Source organism: Citrobacter sp. Cm038, assembly GCF_030333105.1.
Taxonomy (GTDB): domain Bacteria; phylum Pseudomonadota; class Gammaproteobacteria; order Enterobacterales; family Enterobacteriaceae; genus Citrobacter; species Citrobacter murliniae.
This window is the reverse complement of the sequence record NZ_JAOWGO010000016.1, coordinates 324,265-345,807: the sequence shown is the minus strand read 5'-3', so window position 1 is coordinate 345,807 and position 21,543 is coordinate 324,265. Positions and strand designations below refer to the sequence as shown.

20 protein-coding genes and 1 riboswitch are annotated in these 21,543 nt (G+C 49.5%); of the genes, 12 read left to right on the top strand and 8 right to left on the bottom strand.

The features are described 5' to 3' along the window. Positions 1-16: 16 nt before the first annotated feature. The 8 genes from OGY01_RS03905 (at position 17) to yegS (ending at position 6,117) form a co-directional block, all read left to right on the top strand. Positions 17-346, top strand: a complete 330-nt coding sequence (locus OGY01_RS03905) for a YkgJ family cysteine cluster protein (protein ID WP_071828981.1) — start codon at positions 17-19, stop codon at positions 344-346. A 205-nt stretch (positions 347-551) separates the two neighbouring features. Beyond that, on the top strand, positions 552-1,067 hold the full coding sequence (locus OGY01_RS03900; RefSeq protein ID WP_045444822.1) for a lipoprotein: 516 nt from the start codon (positions 552-554) through the stop codon (positions 1,065-1,067). Positions 1,068-1,294: 227 nt separating this feature from the next. Continuing rightward, positions 1,295-2,023 carry an arginine ABC transporter ATP-binding protein ArtP gene (gene artP, locus OGY01_RS03895; RefSeq protein WP_045444825.1) on the top strand — a complete coding sequence of 243 codons (729 nt, stop codon included), beginning with the start codon at positions 1,295-1,297 and terminating at the stop codon, positions 2,021-2,023. A gap of 17 nt (positions 2,024-2,040) precedes the next feature. After that, the gene (gene artI, locus OGY01_RS03890; protein ID WP_045449691.1) at positions 2,041-2,772 is read left to right on the top strand and encodes an arginine ABC transporter substrate-binding protein ArtI; all 732 of its coding nucleotides are present in this window, start codon (positions 2,041-2,043) and stop codon (positions 2,770-2,772) included. A gap of 6 nt (positions 2,773-2,778) precedes the next feature. Further along, on the top strand, positions 2,779-3,495 hold the full coding sequence (gene artQ / locus OGY01_RS03885; RefSeq protein WP_045444828.1) for an arginine ABC transporter permease ArtQ: 717 nt from the start codon (positions 2,779-2,781) through the stop codon (positions 3,493-3,495). Continuing rightward, entirely contained in the window at positions 3,495-4,163 is a 669-nt protein-coding gene (artM, locus tag OGY01_RS03880; protein ID WP_045444831.1) for an arginine ABC transporter permease ArtM, read from the top strand. Before artQ ends, artM begins: the two co-directional genes overlap by 1 nt. A gap of 194 nt (positions 4,164-4,357) precedes the next feature. Next, entirely contained in the window at positions 4,358-5,089 is a 732-nt protein-coding gene (gene artJ, locus OGY01_RS03875; RefSeq protein ID WP_045444834.1) for an arginine ABC transporter substrate-binding protein ArtJ, read from the top strand. A gap of 128 nt (positions 5,090-5,217) precedes the next feature. Further along, on the top strand, positions 5,218-6,117 hold the full coding sequence (gene yegS / locus OGY01_RS03870) for a lipid kinase YegS (RefSeq protein WP_200012742.1): 900 nt from the start codon (positions 5,218-5,220) through the stop codon (positions 6,115-6,117). A gap of 21 nt (positions 6,118-6,138) precedes the next feature. Here yegS and fbaB read toward each other — a convergent pair whose 3' ends face one another. Next, positions 6,139-7,191 carry a class I fructose-bisphosphate aldolase gene (gene fbaB, locus OGY01_RS03865; RefSeq protein ID WP_045444840.1) on the bottom strand — a complete coding sequence of 351 codons (1,053 nt, stop codon included), beginning with the start codon at positions 7,189-7,191 and terminating at the stop codon, positions 6,139-6,141. Positions 7,192-7,444: 253 nt separating this feature from the next. On the opposite strand from fbaB, the gene OGY01_RS03860 reads away from it, so the two are divergent. From OGY01_RS03860 to OGY01_RS03850, 3 genes are read left to right on the top strand one after another with little or no spacing between them, the layout of a single operon-like run. Then, positions 7,445-8,722, top strand: coding sequence for a nucleoside permease (locus OGY01_RS03860; RefSeq protein ID WP_045444843.1), 1,278 nt, complete (start codon positions 7,445-7,447; stop codon positions 8,720-8,722). After that, the gene (locus tag OGY01_RS03855) at positions 8,719-9,723 is read left to right on the top strand and encodes an ADP-ribosylglycohydrolase family protein (RefSeq protein WP_286492457.1); all 1,005 of its coding nucleotides are present in this window, start codon (positions 8,719-8,721) and stop codon (positions 9,721-9,723) included. The genes OGY01_RS03860 and OGY01_RS03855 overlap by 4 nt, the downstream gene beginning before the upstream one ends. After that, the gene (locus tag OGY01_RS03850; protein WP_286492456.1) at positions 9,720-10,685 is read left to right on the top strand and encodes a PfkB family carbohydrate kinase; all 966 of its coding nucleotides are present in this window, start codon (positions 9,720-9,722) and stop codon (positions 10,683-10,685) included. The genes OGY01_RS03855 and OGY01_RS03850 overlap by 4 nt, the downstream gene beginning before the upstream one ends. On the opposite strand, the gene OGY01_RS03845 is transcribed toward OGY01_RS03850, so the two are convergent. The 6 genes from OGY01_RS03845 to OGY01_RS03820 all read right to left on the bottom strand — a co-directional run bounded on the left by OGY01_RS03845 (position 10,659) and on the right by OGY01_RS03820 (position 18,923). After that, positions 10,659-11,405 (bottom strand): GntR family transcriptional regulator, encoded by a 747-nt coding sequence (locus OGY01_RS03845; protein WP_286492455.1) that lies wholly within the window; start codon positions 11,403-11,405, stop codon positions 10,659-10,661. The genes OGY01_RS03850 and OGY01_RS03845 overlap by 27 nt on opposite strands. Positions 11,406-11,519: 114 nt before the next feature. Next, positions 11,520-12,320 carry a bifunctional hydroxymethylpyrimidine kinase/phosphomethylpyrimidine kinase gene (gene thiD / locus OGY01_RS03840; RefSeq protein ID WP_286492454.1) on the bottom strand — a complete coding sequence of 267 codons (801 nt, stop codon included), beginning with the start codon at positions 12,318-12,320 and terminating at the stop codon, positions 11,520-11,522. Beyond that, entirely contained in the window at positions 12,317-13,105 is a 789-nt protein-coding gene (thiM, locus tag OGY01_RS03835; protein WP_286492452.1) for a hydroxyethylthiazole kinase, read from the bottom strand. Before thiM ends, thiD begins: the two co-directional genes overlap by 4 nt. A 31-nt stretch (positions 13,106-13,136) precedes the next feature. Then, a riboswitch (TPP riboswitch) is annotated at positions 13,137-13,233 on the bottom strand. A 196-nt stretch (positions 13,234-13,429) separates the two neighbouring features. Next, positions 13,430-16,819 carry an autotransporter outer membrane beta-barrel domain-containing protein gene (locus OGY01_RS03830; RefSeq protein WP_286492451.1) on the bottom strand — a complete coding sequence of 1,130 codons (3,390 nt, stop codon included), beginning with the start codon at positions 16,817-16,819 and terminating at the stop codon, positions 13,430-13,432. Between the two features lie 425 nt (positions 16,820-17,244). Continuing rightward, a complete protein-coding gene (locus tag OGY01_RS03825; RefSeq protein WP_190284564.1) occupies positions 17,245-17,763 on the bottom strand; it encodes a helix-turn-helix domain-containing protein in 519 nt (172 codons plus the stop codon). A 953-nt stretch (positions 17,764-18,716) separates the two neighbouring features. After that, on the bottom strand, positions 18,717-18,923 hold the full coding sequence (locus OGY01_RS03820) for a hypothetical protein (RefSeq protein ID WP_045444908.1): 207 nt from the start codon (positions 18,921-18,923) through the stop codon (positions 18,717-18,719). 276 nt (positions 18,924-19,199) lie between these two features. On the opposite strand from OGY01_RS03820, the gene OGY01_RS03815 reads away from it, so the two are divergent. Further along, entirely contained in the window at positions 19,200-20,282 is a 1,083-nt protein-coding gene (locus OGY01_RS03815) for a hypothetical protein (protein ID WP_286492450.1), read from the top strand. A gap of 109 nt (positions 20,283-20,391) precedes the next feature. On the opposite strand, the gene OGY01_RS03810 is transcribed toward OGY01_RS03815, so the two are convergent. After that, positions 20,392-21,531, bottom strand: a complete 1,140-nt coding sequence (locus OGY01_RS03810; RefSeq protein WP_048221063.1) for a M20 metallopeptidase family protein — start codon at positions 21,529-21,531, stop codon at positions 20,392-20,394. Between the last annotated feature and the right edge of the window lie 12 nt (positions 21,532-21,543).

The window sequence follows — 21,543 nt, the reverse complement described above, 5'->3', positions numbered from 1 at the left end:
TGTAACAGGTGAAGTAATGAGCAATCTGAACCCATGCATGACATGTGGCGCGTGTTGTGCATTTTTTCGTGTTTCTTTCTACTGGTCTGAAGGTGATGATGCTGATGGTGTAGTGCCAGCCCAATTAACCGAACAGGTATCCCCTTTCCTGCGCTGTATGACAGGCACTAACCAACCCCGCCCCCGCTGCGTTGCCCTTTGCGGAACGCCAGGACAATCTGCCCACTGTACTATTTATGAAAACAGGCCTACTACATGTAGAGAGTTTGCCATGACTGGTGAAAATGGTGGTGTGAATGAAGCGTGTAATCGTGCAAGGACATATTACGGACTCCCCCCACTTTGAACGTGGCTCCCCAGGGAGCGAGCAAAAACAATGCCTTAATCAATTATGCTATCATTGAAAAGATATGATTCATTATCGCTGTTGTAGAACGCTCATACTCTGAACCGTTCGAGCGCCGGTCACGCTGCTACGCAGTGACCGGGATGAGCGAGTATAGCCAACGCATCAGCAACTTGAAATATAACGAGTATATAAGGAAATCATTATGCGCTACTCAAAACTCTCTCTGCTGGTTCCATGTGCACTACTTCTCAGCGCCTGTACGACGGTGACTCCGGCCTATAAAGACAATGGTCCGCGTAGCGGCGCATGTGTGGAAGGTGGGCCGGACAGCGTGGCACAGCAATTCTATGATTACCGCATTCAGCATCGTAACAATGATATGACCGCCCTTCGTCCGTACCTGAGCGACAATCTGGCGAAACTGCTGACCGATGCCAGCCGCGACAACACGCACCGCGAACTGTTTAACAGCGATCTTTTCTCCAGCCGCACCACATTACCGGATAGCGCCAGCGTTGCCAGTGCATCGACCATTCCGAATAGTGATGCACGCAACATTCCACTGCGCGTAGAGCTTAAACAAGGGAATCAGACCTGGCGTGATGAAGTGCTGATGATCCGTGAAGGCCAGTGCTGGGTTGTGGACGATGTACGCTATCTCGGAGGCAGCGTACACGCGCCAGCCGGGACGCTGCGCCAGTCCATCGAAAATCGCTAATTACCACCATTCAACAGCTTAAATCATAACCCCCATAAATTGTCTGGCATTCTGCATAGAATGCCGACAATTATTCTTGCCCACTGGTGACCCCGCTATTTTGTGCTATGTTTAGATAAGAATGCGGTTTACATTTAACTTTTAACGCATAAATATTGCATAACTATTCTGTCAAAGGTAGTATCTGCGGCTTCAATAGCTATCAGACTGCCAGTATACGAGTGTCAATGAGTATTCAATTAAACGGCATTAACTGCTTCTACGGCGCCCATCAGGCGCTGTTCGATATCACGCTGGATTGCCCTCAGGGTGAAACACTGGTGTTACTTGGCCCAAGTGGAGCCGGGAAAAGCTCGCTACTGCGCGTACTCAATCTGCTTGAGATGCCGCGCTCGGGCACGCTCTCTATTGCGGGCAACCGTTTCGACTTCACGAAAACCCCTTCCGATAAAGCCATTCGTGAGCTGCGTCAGAACGTGGGTATGGTTTTCCAGCAATACAATCTTTGGCCGCATCTCACAGTGCAGCAAAACCTGATTGAAGCGCCCTGCCGCGTACTCGGTCTGACGAAAGAAAAAGCGCTGGCACGTGCCGAGAAACTGCTGGAACGTCTGCGCCTCAAGCCTTACAGCGATCGTTACCCACTGCATCTTTCCGGCGGTCAGCAACAGCGTGTGGCCATTGCTCGTGCGTTGATGATGGAGCCGCAGGTACTGCTGTTTGATGAGCCTACCGCGGCGCTTGATCCGGAAATTACGGCACAAATCGTCAGCATCATCCGTGAGCTGGCTGAAACCAACATTACTCAGGTGATCGTCACCCATGAAGTGGAAGTTGCACGTAAAACTGCCAGTCGTGTGGTGTATATGGAAAACGGTCATATCGTAGAGTTTGGGGATGCGAGCTGCTTTGCCAACCCGCAAACCGAAGCGTTTAAAAACTATCTCTCTCACTAAGATTCGGGACAATGACAATGAAAAAAGTTCTGATTGCCGCGCTAATCGCAGGTTTTAGCCTTTCCGCTACCGCAGCCCAAACTATTCGTTTTGCTACAGAAGCGTCTTATCCTCCGTTTGAATCCATCGATGCTAATAATAAGATCGTGGGCTTTGACGTTGATCTGGCGAATGCGCTGTGTAAAGAGATTGACGCTACCTGTACGTTCACTAACCAGGCGTTCGACAGCCTGATCCCAAGCCTGAAATTCCGTCGTTTTGACGCGGTAATGGCCGGCATGGACATCACTCCGGAGCGTGAAAAACAGGTACTGTTCACTACTCCTTATTACGACAACTCTGCGTTGTTTGTTGGTCAGCAAGGTAAATTTACCAGTATTGACCAGCTGAAAGGCAAAAAAGTCGGCGTGCAAAACGGCACCACGCACCAGAAATTCATCATGGATAAACATCCGGAAGTGACCACCGTTCCGTATGACAGCTACCAGAATGCCAAACTTGATCTGCAAAACGGTCGTATTGATGGCGTCTTTGGTGATACTGCAGTCGTGACTGAATGGCTGAAAGACAATCCGAAACTGGCCGCCGTCGGCGATAAAGTCACGGATAAAGATTACTTCGGCACCGGCCTGGGCATTGCTGTGCGCCAGGGTAATACCGAGCTGCAGCAGAAATTTAACGCTGCGCTGGAAAAAGTGAAGAAAGATGGGACTTACGAGACCATCTACAACAAATGGTTCCAGAAGTAATACTTAATGAATGAATTTTTTCCTTTAGCAAGCGCCGCCGGGATGACCGTCGGCCTTGCGGTTTGTGCGCTGATCATCGGCCTTGCGCTCGCCATGCTTTTTGCCGTCTGGGAGTCTGTAAAATGGCGTCCGGTGGCCTGGACGGGCTCAGCTCTGGTCACTATCCTGCGTGGGCTACCAGAAATTCTGGTCGTTCTGTTTATCTATTTTGGTTCCTCTCAACTTCTGCTGACGCTGGCCGATGGCTTTACGATCAATCTTGGGTTCGTACAGATCCCCGTTCAGATGCAGATCGAAAACTTCGACGTCAGCCCGTTCCTGTGCGGCGTCATTGCATTGTCATTGCTGTACGCGGCCTATGCCTCGCAAACGCTGCGCGGTGCGCTGAAGGCCGTTCCGCTCGGACAATGGGAGTCGGGTCAGGCGCTGGGGTTGTCTAAGACCGCCATCTTCTTTCGTCTGGTGATGCCGCAAATGTGGCGCCATGCTCTGCCAGGTCTGGGTAACCAGTGGCTGGTACTCCTGAAAGATACCGCATTAGTTAGCCTGATTAGCGTGAATGATCTGATGCTGCAAACCAAAAGCATTGCTACCCGTACTCAGGAGCCATTTACCTGGTACATCGTTGCAGCCGCTATTTACCTGGTGATTACGCTGGTGAGTCAGTACATTCTCAAACGCATTGACCTGCGCGCAACACGTTTTGAGCGGAGACCGGGCTGATGCTTGAGTATTTACCTGAATTGATGAAAGGGCTGCATACCAGCCTGACACTCACGGTCGCATCCATCGTTGTGGCTCTGGTTCTGGCGCTAATTTTCACCGTCATCCTGACGCTGAAAACCCCCGTGCTGGTCTGGCTGGTTCGCGCCTATATCACGCTGTTTACCGGTACGCCGCTGCTGGTGCAAATCTTCCTCATCTACTACGGGCCAGGACAATTTCCCGCGTTGCAGGAATACCCGGTACTCTGGCATCTGCTGTCAGAACCGTGGTTGTGCGCCCTGATTGCGTTGTCATTAAACAGCGCGGCCTATACCACGCAACTGTTCTACGGCGCTATCCGTGCGATACCGGAGGGCCAGTGGCAATCATGTGGTGCGCTGGGGATGAGCAAAAAGGATACGCTGGCAATACTGCTACCTTACGCCTTTAAACGCGCCCTATCCTCTTATTCAAACGAAGTGGTGTTGGTGTTCAAAAGCACCTCGCTGGCCTACACCATTACGTTGATGGAAGTCATGGGCTACAGCCAGTTGTTGTACGGTCGCACTTATGACGTGATGGTCTTCGGTGCAGCAGGCGTCATTTACCTGATCGTAAACGGGCTGTTGACGTTAATGATGCGCTTAATCGAGCGCAAGGCACTGGCGTTTGAACACAGAAATTAACCATATAATCCAGACCGTATAAACTGCATAAGACAATAACATCAAGACGGACAAGTCTCTCAACTGTCCGTCTTTTTTTATCCTATAAAAAATATTTAATCATTTTTATTGCATACAAATTCATTAAGTGGCATTGTAAATCTATGCCGCAGACACGGTAAATAATCATAAGATTGACAGACGGGAGTTCCACCATGAAAAAGTTAGTACTGGCCGCATTACTTGCTACTTTCGCCACCGGCGCCTCAGCTGCTGATAAAATTAATTTCGGTGTATCAGCGACCTACCCGCCATTTGAATCGCTGGATGCGAGCAATAAAATTGTCGGTTTTGACATCGACCTGGCAACAGCATTGTGCAAACAAATGCAGGCTGACTGTACTTTTACCAATCATGCTTTCGACAGTCTGATCCCCGCGCTAAAATTCAAAAAATATGATGCGGTGATTTCCGGTATGGATATCACCCCAGAGCGTAGTAAGCAGGTCTCCTTTACTCAGCCATACTATGCAAACTCTGCGCTGGTGATTGCGAAAAAAGATACCTATAAAACTTTTGCCGATCTAAAAGGCAAACGTATCGGAATGGAAAACGGCACCACACACCAGAAATACCTGCAGGACAAACATCCTGAAGTAAAAACTGTAGCCTATGACAGCTACCAGAATGCGATCATCGACCTGAAAAATGGACGTATTGATGGCGTATTTGGTGACACCGCGGTGGTTAATGAGTGGCTGAAAACCAACCCTCAGTTAGGTACGGCAACGGCAAAAGTAACTGACCCTGAATATTTCGGAACCGGCCTTGGTATCGCAGTTCGCCCGGATAACAAAGCCCTGCTGGAAAAATTGAATAATGCGCTGGCCGCCATCAAAGCTGACGGTACTTATCAAAAAATCAGCGACCAGTGGTTCCCGCAATAATCTCCCCTTGTCAGAAAAGCCGCAATCGCGGCTTTTTTTCTCTTTACGCTTCCGCTTTCAGTCTGTTCCTGGGTCATATCCCGATTCCTGGCATACACTTGTTAAAACGATAAAAGTGAGGCGAAAGGATGATAGCGTTCCCTGCCAGCTTACTGATCCTGAATGGAAAAAGTGCTGATAATCTCCCTCTACGTGATGCAGTCGCCCTGCTTCGCGATGAAGGCGTGGAAATTCATGTTCGCGTTACCTGGGAAAAAGGTGATGCCCGGCGCTACGTTGATGAAGCCCGTCAACTGGGTGTCGCAACGGTGATTGCCGGCGGGGGTGACGGCACCATCAATGAAGTCTCCACCGCGTTAATTCAGTCGGAGGATAGCCACGCTATCGCACTGGGTATTCTGCCGTTGGGAACAGCGAATGACTTCGCCACCAGCGCAGGCATCCCGGAGGCGCTGGATAAAGCGTTAAAGCTTGCTATCGCCGGGAATACGGTAGAGATCGATATGGTACAGGTGAACGATAAAACCTATTTTATCAATATGGCGACGGGGGGTTTTGGAACCCGGATCACCACCGAGACACCGGAAAAACTCAAAGCCGCACTGGGAGGCGTGTCGTACTTTATCCATGGACTAATGCGAATGGATACCCTCAAACCCGACAGTTGCGAAATTCGCGGTGAGGGCTTTCACTGGCAGGGCGACGCGCTGGTGATTGGCATCGGCAACGGGCGCCAGGCTGGTGGCGGACAGCAGCTTTGCCCAACAGCACTGATTAATGACGGTTTGCTACAGTTGCGGATATTTACCGGAGAAGAACTGCTTCCGGCACTGCTTTCGACGTTAACGCAATCCGATGACAACCCTAACATCATTGATGGAGCATCGGCATGGTTTGACATACGTGCGCCACATGAAATCACCTTTAATCTCGATGGTGAACCGCTCAGCGGACAGGAGTTTCATATTGAAATCCTGCCCGCAGCGTTGCGTTGCCGGTTACCACCAGATTGCCCGCTGTTACGTTAGTACAAAGCAATCCGCAATGATTCAGGCAATTGTGACTTTGCTATCCAGATAAACATCCTGCACGGCGTTAATCAGCTTAACGCCGTCTGCCATAGTTTTCTTGAAGGCTTTACGACCAAGAATTAATCCCATCCCACCGGCACGTTTATTAATCACCGCTGTGCGCACCGCATCGCTGAGATCGGTTTCGCCCCCGGCGGCCCCGCCTGAGTTAATTAATCCAGCCCGGCCCATGTAGCAGTTCGCTAGCTGATAGCGCACCAGATCGATAGGGTTGTCAGTCGTCAATTTGCTATAGACGCGATCGTCGGTGTAGCCGAAATTAACCGCTTTATACCCACCATTGTTTTCTGCCATTTTCTGCTTAACGATATCTGCACCGATAGTGGCAGCCAGGTGGTTAGCCTGCCCTGTCAGATCGGCGGAAACATGGTAATCCACGCCGTCTTTTTTAAATGCCGAATTACGCAGATAGGCCCACAGAACCGTCACCATCCCCAGTTCATGAGCACGCTCAAATGCCGCAGAAATCTCTTCAATCTGGCGACGCGACTCCTCTGAACCAAAATAGATGGTCGCTCCAACCGCTACCGCCCCCATGTTGAACGCCTGCTCCACGCTGGCATACAGCGTCTGATCAAAGGTATTAGGGTAACTGAGCGTTTCATTGTGGTTAATTTTCACAAGGAATGGGATACGGTGCGCGTAGCGGCGAGAAACGGAAGCCAGCACACCATAGGTCGATGCCACGCAGTTACAGCCCGCTTCGATAGCCAGCTCAACGATATTCTTTGGATCAAAGTACAACGGATTAGCAGCAAACGATGCCCCGGCGGAATGCTCCACGCCCTGGTCCACCGGCAAAATAGACAGATATCCCGTCCCGGCGAGTCGGCCTGTGTTGTACAGCGTCTGCATATTACGCAGCACGGCAGGCGGACGGTTATTATCCACCATCACTCGGTCGACGTAGTCATGTCCAGGCAGGTAAAGTTGATCAGAAGGAATGGTCATACAACGATGCTGTAAAAGGTTGTCGGCGTCTTTGCCAAGCAACTGCGCAATATCAGTCATAGCTATGCTCCCGTAAGTTCCGGCCAGATACCGGAATATGGATTGTCCTGACCCGCCTTGTTGCGGGCAGCAATAAGTCTGGTACTGACTGCGCATTTTTTCCATCTTTAGCGCACTTTTCAGCGGTTTCCGCTGGCTCGATTCAGGCAGAAAAAAATGTTACAGCGGTCAAATTTAAGCCACAAAGGTATTTTAAAGGTATTATCAAGTGGTACTATCGAGGCGTACCTTACCTGTCATGAAGGATTTAAAGATGAAAACTACAGTTAAGCTGTCGTTCATGATGTTTGTAGAGTGGTTTATCTGGGGCGCCTGGTTTGTACCTCTCTGGCTATGGCTGAGTAAAAGCGGATTTACCGCCGGTGAAATTGGCTGGTCCTATGCCTGTACAGCGATTGCTGCCATTCTCTCACCAATTTTTGTTGGCTCGTTAACTGACCGCTTTTTCTCCGCGCAAAAAGTTCTGGCCGTGCTGATGTTCGTCGGGGCAATTCTGATGTACTTTGCGGCGCAGCAAACGACATTTAGCGGATTCTTCCCGTTATTACTGGCGTACTCGTTAACCTATATGCCGACCATTGCGCTCACTAATAGCATCGCTTTTGCCAACGTACCGGACGTCGAACGCGATTTCCCACGCATCCGTGTTATGGGGACAATTGGCTGGATTGCTTCCGGTTTAGCATGCGGATTCTTACCGCAAATGCTCGGCTACAACGATATCTCACCAACCAATATTCCTCTGCTCATCACCGCCGGAAGCTCTGCTTTACTCGGTGTTTTTGCCTTCTTCTTACCGGATACTCCACCGAAAAGTACCGGCAAAATGGATTTCAAAGTCATGCTGGGGCTGGACGCATTAATCCTGCTGCGTGATAAAAACTTCCTCGTCTTTTTCTTCTGTTCGTTCCTGTTTGCTATGCCACTCGCGTTTTATTACATCTTCGCCAACGGCTACCTCACGGAAGTCGGGATGAAAAACGCTACCGGCTGGATGACGCTGGGCCAGTTCTCTGAAATCTTCTTTATGCTGGCGCTGCCGTTCTTCACGAAACGCTTTGGCATCAAAAAGGTATTACTGCTTGGTCTTATTACCGCGGCGATCCGTTACGGATTTTTCGTTTACGGCGGCGCGGAAGAATATTTCACTTACGCACTGCTGTTTCTCGGCATTCTGTTGCACGGGGTCAGTTACGACTTCTACTACGTGACGGCCTATATCTATGTCGATAAAAAAGCGCCAGTACACATGCGGACTGCCGCCCAGGGGTTGATCACTCTCTGTTGTCAGGGATTCGGCAGCCTGCTTGGGTACCGTCTGGGCGGGGTGATGATGGAAAAAATGTTTGCCTATAAAGAACCAGTAAATGGTCTCACTTTCAACTGGGCAGGTATGTGGGGATTTGGCGCGATTATGATCGCCGTCATTGCTGTACTGTTTATGATTTTCTTTCGCGAATCAGACAAAGAAATCACCGCAATTAAGGTGGACGATCGCGATACTGCGTTGACACAAGGGGAAGTAAAATGAAAGCAGAACGTATTCTCGGTGCTCTTTATGGGCAGGCGTTAGGGGATGCGATGGGTATGCCGTCGGAACTATGGCCAAGAAGCCGTGTTAAAGCACACTTTGGGTGGATCGACCGCTTTTTGCCTGGCCCTGCGGAAAATAACGCTGCCTGTTATTTTAACCAGGCAGAATTCACTGATGACACATCAATGGCATTGTGCCTGGCTGACGCCCTGCTTGAATGCAACGGGGAAATCGTACCAGACGTGATTGGACGCAATATTCTGGCCTGGGCCGAACGCTTTGATGCCTTCAATAAAAACGTACTCGGCCCCACGTCTAAGATTGCGCTAAACGCTATTCGCGATGGTAAGCCGGTCGCCGATCTTGAAAATAACGGCGTAACCAACGGCGCAGCGATGCGCGTTTCTCCGCTGGGTTGTCTGCTGCCAACACGCGATCTCAATGCTTTTATCGATGATGTGGCGCTGGCATCCAGCCCGACGCATAAATCAGACCTGGCGGTGGCCGGTGCAGTGGTGATCGCATGGGCGGTTTCGCGTGCGATCGACGGAGCGAAATGGGCGGATATTGTCGAGGCTCTCCCAGCCATTGCCCTGCATGCACAACAAAAGCGGATCACTACCTTTAGTGCATCGCTCTGCGCACGTCTGGAGCTGGCGCTTAAAATCGTCCGCAACGCAGACGGTGCAGAATCGGCCAGCGAGCAGTTGTATCAGGTCGTTGGAGCCGGTACCAGTACCATTGAATCCGTCCCCTGCGCAATCGCCATGGTTGAACTGGCGGGGACCGACCCCAACCGCTGCGCCATTCTGTGCGCTAACCTCGGCGGCGATACGGACACTATCGGCGCAATGGCGACAGCTATTTGCGGCGCGTTGCACGGCCCTGACGCTATTGATTCGATGTTGAAACTGGAGCTGGATACCGTTAATCAACTGGACTTTACACGCTACGCCACGGAATTGACGCGCCTGCGCGAACAACGGGAGGCATTATGAGCATCACGCGTCTGCGAGATCTTCTTCCGCAATTACACACTCAGCAGCCGGTAACGGTGGTGGGCGCGGCGGTAATTGATGTGATTGCCGATGCGTATGCCCTTCCCTGGCGCGGTTGTGACATTGAGCTGAAACAACAGGGCGTTAACGTTGGCGGCTGTGCGCTGAATATTGCTGTAGCGCTCAAGCGTTTAGGTATCAACGCCAGTAATGCTCTACCGCTAGGCCAGGGCGTGTGGGCCGATATTATCCGCAACCGGATGGCAAAAGAGGGATTACACAGTCTGATCGATAATGCTGAAGGCGATAATGGCTGGTGTCTGGCACTGGTGGAGCCGGATGGTGAACGCACCTTTATGTCCTTCAGCGGCGTAGAAAATCAGTGGAATGCTGACTGGCTGGCACAATTGAACATTCCGCGCCAGAGCCTGGTTTACCTGTCAGGCTACCAGCTGGCCTCACCGTGCGGCGAGTTGCTTGTGCAATGGCTGGAGGGTCTGGAAGAGGTGACGCCGTTTATCGATTTTGGTCCACGGCTCAGCGATATTTCTGATGCCCTGATGGCACGAATTATGGCCTGTCATCCGCTGGTGTCACTGAATCGCCAGGAGGCAGAAATCGCCGCCGGGCGGTTCAGGTTAAGCCCCGATGTTGAAGGTTTTGGTGCCGAGTGGGTGAAGCGCTTTACCACACCGGTTGTGGTCCGCCACGATAAAGAGGGTGCATGGTATTTCAGCGAGCAAACGTCCGGTTGCGTTGCCGCATTCCCCACGACGGTCGTGGATACTATTGGCGCGGGTGACAGCCACGCAGGAGGAATGCTGGCTGGACTGGCATCGGGCTGGTCGCTGGCCGATGCCGTACTCCTTGGCAACGCAGTGGGATCGTGGGTGGTCGGTCATCGCGGCGGTGATTGTGCCCCCTCACGTGACGCATTACTCCTCGCACACAAAGACGTATAGATCGCTTCGACAGTAGCTAATACTGTACTCAATGGGCCGTTGCTGCTGGTCGAGCGCTACCTGCTTGATCACCAGTACCGGCACTTTGCTATCCATCTGAATATGCGACTGAAATTCCGCATCTGGCATCCGCGCGCTGACGCGTGAGCGCGTACGCTGCGGGAAAATATGCTGGCTGCGGAAATAGTCATAAAGAGAAACACCGATGGAATCCACATCATGAATAAGATGCGCGGGAACCCACGATTCTTCAATTGAAACGGCATCTTCATCCACGTAGCGAATACGTTTGAGCAGGAAAACTTCACTTCCGACGGCAATTGCCAGTTGCTGCGCCACCTCTTCCGGGCATGCCACCACACGTTTGTTAACCCACAGCGTATCCGGCTTTTTACCGCGTAAAACCACCTGCTGCGAAAAACCGCGTGCTTCTTTTAGCGAATACTCGAAGATATTATTAATCTGCGTCCCGTAACCACGGGCGCGGGTTACCACACCTTCTTCTTCCAGCGCCTGCATCGCTTTGCGCACCGTAATTCGTGAAACACCAGTCAACTGGCTGAGATCGCGTTCACCAGGCAGAATATTGCCATGTTCCAGGATCCCGCTGCGCACAGCGTCCTTAACCGTTTGAGCGAATTTCATATACAGCGGCGTGTTATCTGCCGCTGAAATACGTTCATTCAGTTGCGCGATAAGCTGGGTATGCGCTTGTTCCATTTATCTTTTTCCTGGCTGCCAGTACTGCAGTCAGTATATACAAAAAATCATTCAAGATGCATCGTGGTGCCGAATGTGAAATCGACCGGGAGCAATATTGAAAGATAATCTGTGTTACCACCACGCATGGAAATGATGCACCGGACCAATCCCCTCCCCCACCTCAAGCGTATCCGCCTGAGCCAGTGCTGCAGAGAGCCACAACTTAGCCTCCTGTACCGTGTCGGCCCAACTGGAATGACGCGGACGCAGTGCCGCCAGCGCCGCCGATAGCGTACAACCAGTACCGTGGGTATTTTTGGTCATCACCCTTGGGGCGGTAAAACGCTGTTCACCATCGCGGATAAAAAGCCAGTCCGGGCTTTGTTCGTCATCCAGATGACCACCTTTCATTAATACTGCATCACAGCCTAACGCACGAAGTGCACGCCCTTGTTCGAGCATTTCCAGTTCCGTTCGTGCGTGCGATGCCCCTAGTAACGCCGCAGCTTCTGGCAAATTCGGCGTGATAATTGACACCTGCGGCAACAAACGGGTACGTAGTGTTTCAACCGCAGAAGACGAAAGTAATGGATCGCCGCTTTTCGCCAGCATGACCGTGTCCAGCACCACGTTCTGCACCTGATGACGGCGCAGGCGTTCAGCGACCGCCTCAACAATGTCCGTTTCAGCCAGCATGCCAATTTTGGTGGTATCGATACGCACATCATTGAATACGGAGTCCAGCTGCGCGGCGACAAAATCAGGTTCGATCCGATAAACCGACTGCACCCCGCGCGTATTTTGCGCCACTAACGCCGTAATTACAGAGCAACCATATGCCCCGAGCGCTGAGAAGGTCTTCAAGTCAGCCTGAATACCTGCGCCGCCGCTAGGGTCGGTTCCGGCTATCGTTAATGCGTTAATGCGTTTCATGCTTGCTCCTGCATTTCCAGGTTATAGAGGGCATCGAGAAATGCCGGGATAAAACTTCCCGGTCCGATTGCTTGTTCAGAGGCTATTTTTCCAGCCTGCTTCATCCAGCTACAGGCGGAAGCCACGTTATCAAGCCGATCACCATGCAGTGCGCAACTGGCTGCCACCACCGCCGACAGAGCACATCCAGTGCCAACCACACGCGTCATCAGCGGATCACCTCCGCTCACGCTGACGGTGCGCTGGCCATCGGTGACGTAATCCACTTCCCCGGTGACCACAACAATAGTTCCAGCCTGGCGCGCCAGCGCCTGTGCCGCCGGAAGTGCTGCGACTGCCGTATCGGTGGTATCCACCCCTCGCCCACCGCTGTTCATCCCCGCGAGGGCAAGTATTTCCGAGGCATTACCGCGAATTGCGGCAGGCCGAAGCGTCAGTAAATCCAGACAAAAATAACGACGATAGTCCAGAACACCCACGGCAACGGGATCGAGAGTCCAGGGGGTTTTAGCAAGATGCGCCCGCTCGGCTGCAGCACGCATTGCCGTGGCGCGACGTTGAGTGAGAGTACCTACATTAATCAGTAACGCACTGGCGATAGCTGCAAACTGGCTCGCTTCTTCCGGTTCAATCACCATTGCAGGCGACGCACCTAAAGCCAGTAATGTATTGGCAGTAAAACTCTGTACGACCTCATTGGTCATACAATGTGTGAGCGGGGAAAGTGTTCTAAATTGGTGAAGGGTATGGGCCGCGAGCGTGCGGCTGTGCAGGTCAGGCTGCATGGTTCAGCTCCTGCCCGCGCGAAGAAGGGACACGAGCAGTGTCAGACTTCCCTACGCTGGCATTATCCAGATCAGGTGGTACGGGTATTTCTCAGCCTTCACAAGGAAGGGCACCCCGAGTCGTTGTCACATAAAATTTTGTAACACTGGCAGCGTAGAGGAAGTCGTTTGCTGATGCAAGCTCCCACTGCTTGCTCGCCAGTCTTCACACCTTATCTCTTTTCTGCCTCTGCGTATCCACACCCAGTGCGACCTTACCCTCAGCGATGAGAAAGGTAAGGCCGTGTACGGGTTTATCAGGCATGTTGTTTATTTACGTCATATTTACCACGTGTAACTGATACCTGCATTCAGTTGCCACGGAGATTCATTGTTGTCCTGACCCTTCGCGTAGTTTGCGCCAGCCCAGGAGCTAAGGTTTTTGGTGAACTTCACATCTGTTCCCAGTCCGACAATGCCTTCTGCACCATCGGTGCTGTCATCAATGTTCACACCGTTGATGTTCATGGTGTTGTCATTCTCGGTTTCACCCGCAGCCGCAAGATGCAGGTATGGTCTGATTTCTGCGCCGTTATGTAACGCAACCGATGTACCAATATTTGCACCACCTTCAAGGCGTACGGAGGTGTAATCATCATCTTTCGCACGCATGCCGTTTTCCAGGCTGTAGTCAACACCGTTGTAACGGGCATAAGAAACCTGAGTATACGGCTCGATATAGAACGAACGGAGCGCCAGATGATACCCTCCTTTAAGCGCACCGCCGAAGCCGTTGGTCGAGTAATCCCCGCTGGTTTTACCGCCATCAACAGAGACCACGCTCAGGTCATTCTTCAGATGCGTCCCTTTTAGACTGGCATCCAGGAACAGGCCATTATTCATCCGGTATGAGGCATAAATAGATGCACCGTAGCTGTCGATATCCGAGCCAACACTCCCTTCGTCATGCATGTTCACATCAGAGAATCCGCGCATAACAGCCACGCCAAACAACCACTCTCCGGAGGACGCACCGACTCGCTTATCCGCCCCGACCATAAACCCATTGTTGGTCTGGTCATAACTGGAGCTGGCCATATTCATCTGCTGACGATGGTAGCCGCCGTAGTAGCTGCCCCAGGCATTTAGCGTGCCGTCACTGCTGCCGGTTCGACGCTCGTTGTCCATACGCAGATTCAGCGCATCCTGTTCATCATTCCATAGACTGACTGCCGCCGCACGGGTATCAACCACAGCCTGGGCTGCGGTGGAAATTGTAGGCCCAGGGGAAATGTTGTCCAGAATCACACTGGTAGAACCGTCCGCATTCTCGACTGTCGCGGTCTGATAACGGTAAACACCGACATCGCTCTGCATGGCGTTAAAGGTCGCACCGGAGGCGTCATCAACATGAATGATAGTATCGCCGGTCATGTCACCGGCGGCACCACTGGAACTGGAGGTCACACCGGTATTGAAGGTTCCAATCGCGGTATCAGCCGTTAGAACATATGCCGAGCCAGTTGCTGCGTTCCAGGTGGAATAAATAGTGGAGGCTGCCGAATCTGTTGCTGCCAGAGGGGTGGTGGAAGACGATGAGCCATCGCTGAGCGTGGTGGTGTTGATGTTGCCGCCGTCCATGGTGAGAGCGCTCCCTCCAGAGAGAGTGACAGATGACACACTGGTATCGGCAGTATTGACCCACGCGGAAGCATTGCCAATCTTAAGATTTAAAGCGCCTGTACCGCTTTGCGATGCACTGCCACTCCAGGCGGTATGATCCATACTCACGGTTTGCGCGGCATCTGAAGCGGAGGTAATGGCGCCGTGGGCAATGGAATTTGTAAAGCTCACGTTATTAGTCGCATTCTGACCAGTGATAGCGAGCAAACTGGTGGTGCCATTAATCGTGGAATCCGTGATATCAACAGTTGCGGCATCGGCATTTCCGGCCAGGACAATGGCATTGTCACTGTTGATAAGCGCCCCTGCGCTGATATTAAGCTGGTTGTTGTCCGTCAGAAGAATACCGGTCACACCCGCTGTAACCGTTGCCCCTGCAATATTTATTGTTGTATTCGGCGTCATTGAAGCATTGATTCCCGTGACGCCACCCGAAACGCCCGCACCACTGGAAAGATCAATCTCAACAGTCCCTGACCCCGCTTCGCTGGTTACAATACCCGTGTCATCACCGTGAACCAGAGCACCATCTAAAACACGCAGAACCACGTTCGAGCCGGGGCCATCCAGGTCAGTATCGCCGGTTCTGACACCTGTATTTCCCCCGCTGACCTGCGTTCCCGTACCACTGATGGTGATATCTGCTGCCATACTGTGATGGGTATCAATACCATCATCAGAACCGGTGACAATTGCACCATCAGTAACGGTAATCGTATTACCTGATAAATCACCCGCATAAGTGAAAATACCGTCACCCGCCGTTGCCTGTACTGTACTATCGCTAATAAGTAATGTTGTATTATTGCCAACAGAATCTAATCGAATTCCTGAGGAAGATCCCGTTATGGTTGAACCTCCAGTGACAGAAATATTGTCACCAAATCCATAAACATAAATCGCATCATCACCTGTTACTGTTGCACCATCGGAGATGTTTATTGTTGTATCCGTACCATTATAGAGATAGATCCCCTTCTCCTTCCCAGCAACGCTAGCGCCAGCAATATTGACTGTGGCACTGTCCCCGTCATTAATTTTCACACCCGCAGTATTTCCTGATACTTCTGCTCCATCGCTGATATTAATGGTGGTGTTACTGCTTTCAGCATCGGCAATAATGCCACTATTGATACCACTTACAGAGGTACCCTGACCTGAAACATTAATTGTCGAACCCGATGCGTCGGTTCTCACGCCATTATCCGTACCAGACACAGTGGAGCTACTGGATATATTGATCTCGCCAGTCCAGTTTCCGGTAGTCCCGATATTAATACCGTTGCCATTTGTACCTGTAACAGTACCACTATCAATATTGATGGAGCTGCCTGAATCACTGGCATTGAAAGTGATACCGGTGGTACCCGTCACAGTGGCCCCGTCATCAACATTAATGGTGGTGTTGCTGCTTTGAGCATCGGCAATAATACCGGAACCACTGGTACCAATGACGGAGGTTCCCTGACCAGAAACATTAATGGTTGTATTATCGGCGTCGGTTCTCACCCCAACAGCACCAGTAACAGTGGCACCACTGTTCACATCGACAGTAATATCGTTTCCACCATCAATAGCCACACCATCACGGGTAGTGCCTGTGACAATAGTACTCGCACCGCTTACAGACAACGAAGAACCTGTACCAAGGCTAATACCGTTATATCCGCCGGTGATACTGGCCCCATCAGAAACAGTAATTTGAGCTTGAGCATTATTACCCCAAATACCATTAGAAGACCCATTTATGCTCGTGTCTTCACCGCTTACATTAAGAGTAGCGCTCTCGCCATCTGCAATGTTAAAAGTAACAGGATTACTTCCGCCGGTAATTGTACTTCCGCCATCAATATCAACAGTGATATCAGGGGCAGTAAAATGTACACCATCTGTAATTGTTTGATTTGTTATTGGTGTATCTTTATCAACATCCAGCGCGTAAACTGAAGGTGTACTTAAAACTCCCAGCACGACTAAACATACTGGAGACAGACGGCTAACTGTCGAAGTTGCGTGTTTAATTTCAAAAATTTGTCTCGACTTTTTTTGCATGGACTCTCACCTGTTGAATAATATTATTTATACATGGTATTTTGTTAGCGGATATATATTTAAAAAATCATCACAGTCAATAAATAAAACAACCCAGCAATCAGGCATCGATGACAAAGCATGAAAAAAACATAACATTCAAGCTCCTATCAAAAAGAACAGGACGTTTCAAAAAACAACCAAGCGCCCATCAAATTCAAATGATGTAATTTTCAATTGCGCATCGCATGTATTCAATAGAATAAAACCTAACAGTAAAACAATATTAAATTTTATCGATACATTCCACTTAAAAAATTAGCAAATTTAATACTATTATTGAGTGTAAAAATGGATTCAAAATTACATTTTTAATTAACTGCCAGACGTACAGGTAAGTCTGTTCAAAGGTACAAACGCTCAGGGCAGCTGGTTCTAGCATTCAGCTATGATTCATCATGGTCCAGATGTCTCAAATCCATCAGCAGACCTTTGTTAAGTGTAATTTTGCCATCATCCCTGAACTGAGCCAGCATTTTCATGACTGTACTTCGGGACAGACCACTTTTATCAACGATATAATCAGCAGCAGTGCGATGTAAACGGATGATATCTGGCTCTGCCTGCAACTGATAAAGACAGCTAATCACCAGGGTATAACTAGATACCCCGGCCATGTTATGTACGTATCTGAGCATATGAGAAGTAATCAGCATCTGATTGACAGAGACGTCTTTCCACAGTTTTTTCTCATCAATAACCTGTTCCGCTTCCGCCAAAGGTATAAATTCGTAGCTGATATCAGTACAGGCTCTGAAGTACATCAACTCAGTATCAACAAAATAATTGATACCGAAAATCCGGGGCGCAATAAAATTGACCAGCAGACGGTCATCGCTCGGTCTGCTACCTGATATAATGCCCTGATGGAAGATGAGAATATTTTTCTCAGTGAATCCATCCATTGTGACAATCTGATTTTTTCGTTTAGTAAAGATATGTTCACGTCTGGACAGGTTATCAATTAATCGCTGAATGCTTTCCCTGGATCTCACCATAAAATATCGTCCGTTCATTGATGTTACAATTAAAAGAAGTCTGAGTTTGAAGATAAACCTTTTTCATCATCGGTGGTCATAGTGGCGCACTTAACTACAACTGGATATGCGTACCAAGCGATTAGCTACCCCGGGTAAACTTCTCTGTTTTGGGCAGGTAGTAAACCATAGTATTTCAATACCGGAATTCCTTCATCCGGCATAATGATAAACAAACTGCTGCTCCGTTCAATGATTCATACATCCGGCAGTCGTGTTGAGCCATTACCCATCTCGCTATGCTCATCGAAATGAAATCATCCCAGATCTCCGTAGGTTAACCATAGAGAATCTCAAAATCACCACAAAGATGAAATAAAATTGTATCTAATTTTGCGACGAATTTATTTTAAGAAGTAAAAAATATACGTACAGGAGAGTTTTTTCTATGTCAAATCCGAAGAAAGAGAGATGGAGATCCGGGAAATAAAGATAGTAACAAAACGAGATAATTTGCAGTCGATAGAATTGCCTGGCTATCGACTGGCTAATCCTTCTTTTGAACAATCCGATATTGCGATACGAATCGACTCGCTGAAAGTCCGTTTTTTCTTCGCTTCAACACGAAAAATCCTTGCTTGCCGGAGTAATATTGCCAGGTTAGTAGCCCGCACCCTCTACATGATTACTAATAGAGCATTATCCAGAGCAGCTTAAAGGGCATTTCTCAGCTTTCACAAAAGGGTACCCCGAGTCATCATCAGATATACTTTTGTCACACTGGCAGCGCAGAGGAAGCCGTTTGCTGATGCAAGTCCTCGCCAGGTATCCCATCTTTATATCTGATACAAGCCAACAGCAGAAACATCAACATCTAATAATCACTTATTGTTAGCATTCCTGTTTCTGTGAAAATCGAGACGCGCCAGAAAAATTTCTTTTTGTTCATCGGTCATATTCCCGGCGACTTCCTCGGGACTCAATTGAGTCCCGTTTGATTCCATCATAACCAGGCTGCGCGCGATGAAATCCAGCCCGGTAAAAGTTTTGGCACTGTCGAATTTTTCAGCGGTGAGCGTTTTTGACATTTTGGCAGCTTCCTTACATTTTATGATGCGTCTTAATCTGATAGTACATCGTCAGGCTTAGAAAAATGCTCAGTGGCTCTCAGTTCTGTTCTACCGAACTCACTTTGATACTTAGTAAAGAAGCGAAATACCTAAATTTATCGCCCTGAACGTCAAAAATAACATTCGCAACGTCTCACATCTCCATTCATTCGTTTGAGATTAAAAACAACTCGCTTTTAAGTTTCCTACTGGTTCTGTCGTTTTACTTCCAGAGATAAATTGGAAATTTAAATCATGATGACACCACTTCGTCCAGCCAGAGCCATTGCTCAGCGTTTATTTGTTGGCTCACTGCGCTCGGCCTTTTCATCAGAAAATGCAAATGGCAATAAAACCGTACAAACTGACAGTGCCATCGTCACATCAGTTGTTGAGATAGCGGAATCTTCGCTACAACCGCCTCAACCGGAAACGATAAAAAGAGAGGTATTGCTGGCAGCGACAAAATATCTTCTGGATGAGGATATTCAGCCTGAACCTGAACCTGAACCTGAACCTGAACCTGAACCTGAACCTGAACAGCATTATTCAGCATCTCCATCGCTGATAAAATCCACTCGTTTGCAATTAGCACCGCCGCCAACAGCTCCAACATTACCAAACCGGTCCCCTGCTCCTTCAGATAAAATATCGCCACAACCCGCAACGCCAGACCGCACCCAACCCGCTGGCACTGAAAAACCTGGCATAGAGGGGGGCAAGCGGGAACAAACTGCGGCCCCCATTGTGTTAACGGGTAAAATCAGTACGTTGAGGTTACCAGATGAAACTCTTGCCGCTTCTCGCCGCTCGCCCGAACTCGTCACCACACAAGCACCGATGACTCGTATAGCCACCGACAGTTTGTCGGTGACAACAGAAAGTACTCAGAAACTCCCCCCGAATGAGGAAAACCAGCAACCCATTCAATTTCCGGCACTATTTTCCAGAATAAAGGTTCACTCCACTCAGGAGGCACGCCCTTCAGCCAATCCTGAAAAAGCAGGAACGGCGGAATTTCCAGAGATAAAAGAACAAACGGTGCTGGTCAAAGAACGACGCGAAAGTACGCCATCTCAGCGCCCTAAAGAGTGGCTCGATATATTGGATAAGATGCAACAGGAAGAGACAAAAATGTACGAATCTCGCAATAGTGCCAAAAAAACGCGCAAAGAAGAGAACGCTCATAACGGTGAAATGCCCAAAGGCGAGTATTACCCTTATCCACCAGCAACGCAGCAGGAAAACACACTATCCCCTTCCAGTATGTTGCATCTTCCCATTATCGCCGGGTTCACTTTTTTAGTCGTGACGGTACTGTTTCTTATTCTGAATTAACATAAACCCCTGGTTATGCTTTCTCTGAGAATAAAATCGGCGTTACTTTCACTGAGAAATGAGGCCACAATTGTAGCCTCTTAAGTGTATTAGTGGGTTGCCGGGATCGTCACAAACCAGCAAGCATGGCAAACAGTGTGGCACCAGTAAGAATGCAATTCTCATTAACAATAAAGGGATTAGAATGCAGCGGGTTGCTAATTCCTTTGCTGTGATCGCCACTGCCAAGAAAGAAAAAGGCACCTGGCTTTTCTTCCAGGAAAAACGAGAAATCCTCAGATCCCACCATTGGCGGATGCCCGGTCAGGACATTTTCACTCCCAAGGAACTGACGGGCAATATCTATCAATTTCTGGGCCTCTGCTGGATGATTACTGATAGCCGGGTAACCCTTCATTTCAAGTTCTGCGGTATACCCTCTCCGACGAGTCTCCTGAATTTCTTCCATAAAATGCCGAATCATTGTTTTTTGGACATCTTTATCAAATGAACGAATAGAACCCTGCAACTCTGCCGTTCGGGCTAAAATATTGGGCGCTTCACCAGCTTTAAGCATACATGTGGAAATCAGTGCGGCTTTGTTGGGATCAACGTGATCAGTAATAATTGCTCTGAACTCATTCAGCAGACGGACGGCTTCCGACAACGCATCCAATCCCAGATGGGGGGCAGAAGCATGAGCACTCTTGCCTTCAATCATCAACCTGAACTGATCGCCGTTAGAGGACATGATGCCCGGACTAATGGCTATCTGACCGCAATCTATCTGCGGGTCATTATGCAAACCGTAAACCTGATCAACTCCGTCCAGGCAACCTTTCTCGATCATTCCTTTTGCCCCTCCACGGAACATTTCTTCCGAAGGTTGGAACAAAAAGCGTATGTTAGCCTTAAGGTTCATCCGCTGATCGCTCATGATCTTCGCGGCAGTCAGTGCGATAGCCATATGCAGATCATGTCCGCACAGATGCGCAGCCCCAGGATACTGAGAGATAACCACCTCACCGGGTTTTTCTGTTGCCGGTAAAGCATCCATATCAGCGCGGAATGCAATCACTGGAAAAGCCGTATCGACATATAGGTCGGCATAAAAACCCGTATGAAAACAATCAGTAACTGTATACCCCATATCTTTGAGCTGATGAATACAAAAACTCCGGGTTTCACATTCCTCTCGGCCCAGTTCCGGGTACTGATGAAAATGTCGACGCATGCTGATGCCGTAATCAAGGTAGGTTTGATATTCCATAATTTACTCGCT

What these genes read in the sequence shown, in the direction of transcription:
- OGY01_RS03905 (WP_071828981.1), top strand. Translation starts at nt 17, where the DNA reads ATGAGCAATCTGAACCCATGCATGACATGTGGCGCGTGTTGTGCATTT.
- OGY01_RS03900 (WP_045444822.1), top strand. Translation starts at nt 552, where the DNA reads ATGCGCTACTCAAAACTCTCTCTGCTGGTTCCATGTGCACTACTTCTC.
- artP (WP_045444825.1), top strand. Translation starts at nt 1,295, where the DNA reads ATGAGTATTCAATTAAACGGCATTAACTGCTTCTACGGCGCCCATCAG.
- artI (WP_045449691.1), top strand. Translation starts at nt 2,041, where the DNA reads ATGAAAAAAGTTCTGATTGCCGCGCTAATCGCAGGTTTTAGCCTTTCC.
- artQ (WP_045444828.1), top strand. Translation starts at nt 2,779, where the DNA reads ATGAATGAATTTTTTCCTTTAGCAAGCGCCGCCGGGATGACCGTCGGC.
- artM (WP_045444831.1), top strand. Translation starts at nt 3,495, where the DNA reads ATGCTTGAGTATTTACCTGAATTGATGAAAGGGCTGCATACCAGCCTG.
- artJ (WP_045444834.1), top strand. Translation starts at nt 4,358, where the DNA reads ATGAAAAAGTTAGTACTGGCCGCATTACTTGCTACTTTCGCCACCGGC.
- yegS (WP_200012742.1), top strand. Translation starts at nt 5,218, where the DNA reads ATGATAGCGTTCCCTGCCAGCTTACTGATCCTGAATGGAAAAAGTGCT.
- fbaB (WP_045444840.1), bottom strand. Translation starts at nt 7,191, where the DNA reads ATGACTGATATTGCGCAGTTGCTTGGCAAAGACGCCGACAACCTTTTA.
- OGY01_RS03860 (WP_045444843.1), top strand. Translation starts at nt 7,445, where the DNA reads ATGAAAACTACAGTTAAGCTGTCGTTCATGATGTTTGTAGAGTGGTTT.
- OGY01_RS03855 (WP_286492457.1), top strand. Translation starts at nt 8,719, where the DNA reads ATGAAAGCAGAACGTATTCTCGGTGCTCTTTATGGGCAGGCGTTAGGG.
- OGY01_RS03850 (WP_286492456.1), top strand. Translation starts at nt 9,720, where the DNA reads ATGAGCATCACGCGTCTGCGAGATCTTCTTCCGCAATTACACACTCAG.
- OGY01_RS03845 (WP_286492455.1), bottom strand. Translation starts at nt 11,405, where the DNA reads ATGGAACAAGCGCATACCCAGCTTATCGCGCAACTGAATGAACGTATT.
- thiD (WP_286492454.1), bottom strand. Translation starts at nt 12,320, where the DNA reads ATGAAACGCATTAACGCATTAACGATAGCCGGAACCGACCCTAGCGGC.
- thiM (WP_286492452.1), bottom strand. Translation starts at nt 13,105, where the DNA reads ATGCAGCCTGACCTGCACAGCCGCACGCTCGCGGCCCATACCCTTCAC.
- OGY01_RS03830 (WP_286492451.1), bottom strand. Translation starts at nt 16,819, where the DNA reads ATGCAAAAAAAGTCGAGACAAATTTTTGAAATTAAACACGCAACTTCG.
- OGY01_RS03825 (WP_190284564.1), bottom strand. Translation starts at nt 17,763, where the DNA reads ATGGATGGATTCACTGAGAAAAATATTCTCATCTTCCATCAGGGCATT.
- OGY01_RS03820 (WP_045444908.1), bottom strand. Translation starts at nt 18,923, where the DNA reads ATGTCAAAAACGCTCACCGCTGAAAAATTCGACAGTGCCAAAACTTTT.
- OGY01_RS03815 (WP_286492450.1), top strand. Translation starts at nt 19,200, where the DNA reads ATGATGACACCACTTCGTCCAGCCAGAGCCATTGCTCAGCGTTTATTT.
- OGY01_RS03810 (WP_048221063.1), bottom strand. Translation starts at nt 21,531, where the DNA reads ATGGAATATCAAACCTACCTTGATTACGGCATCAGCATGCGTCGACAT.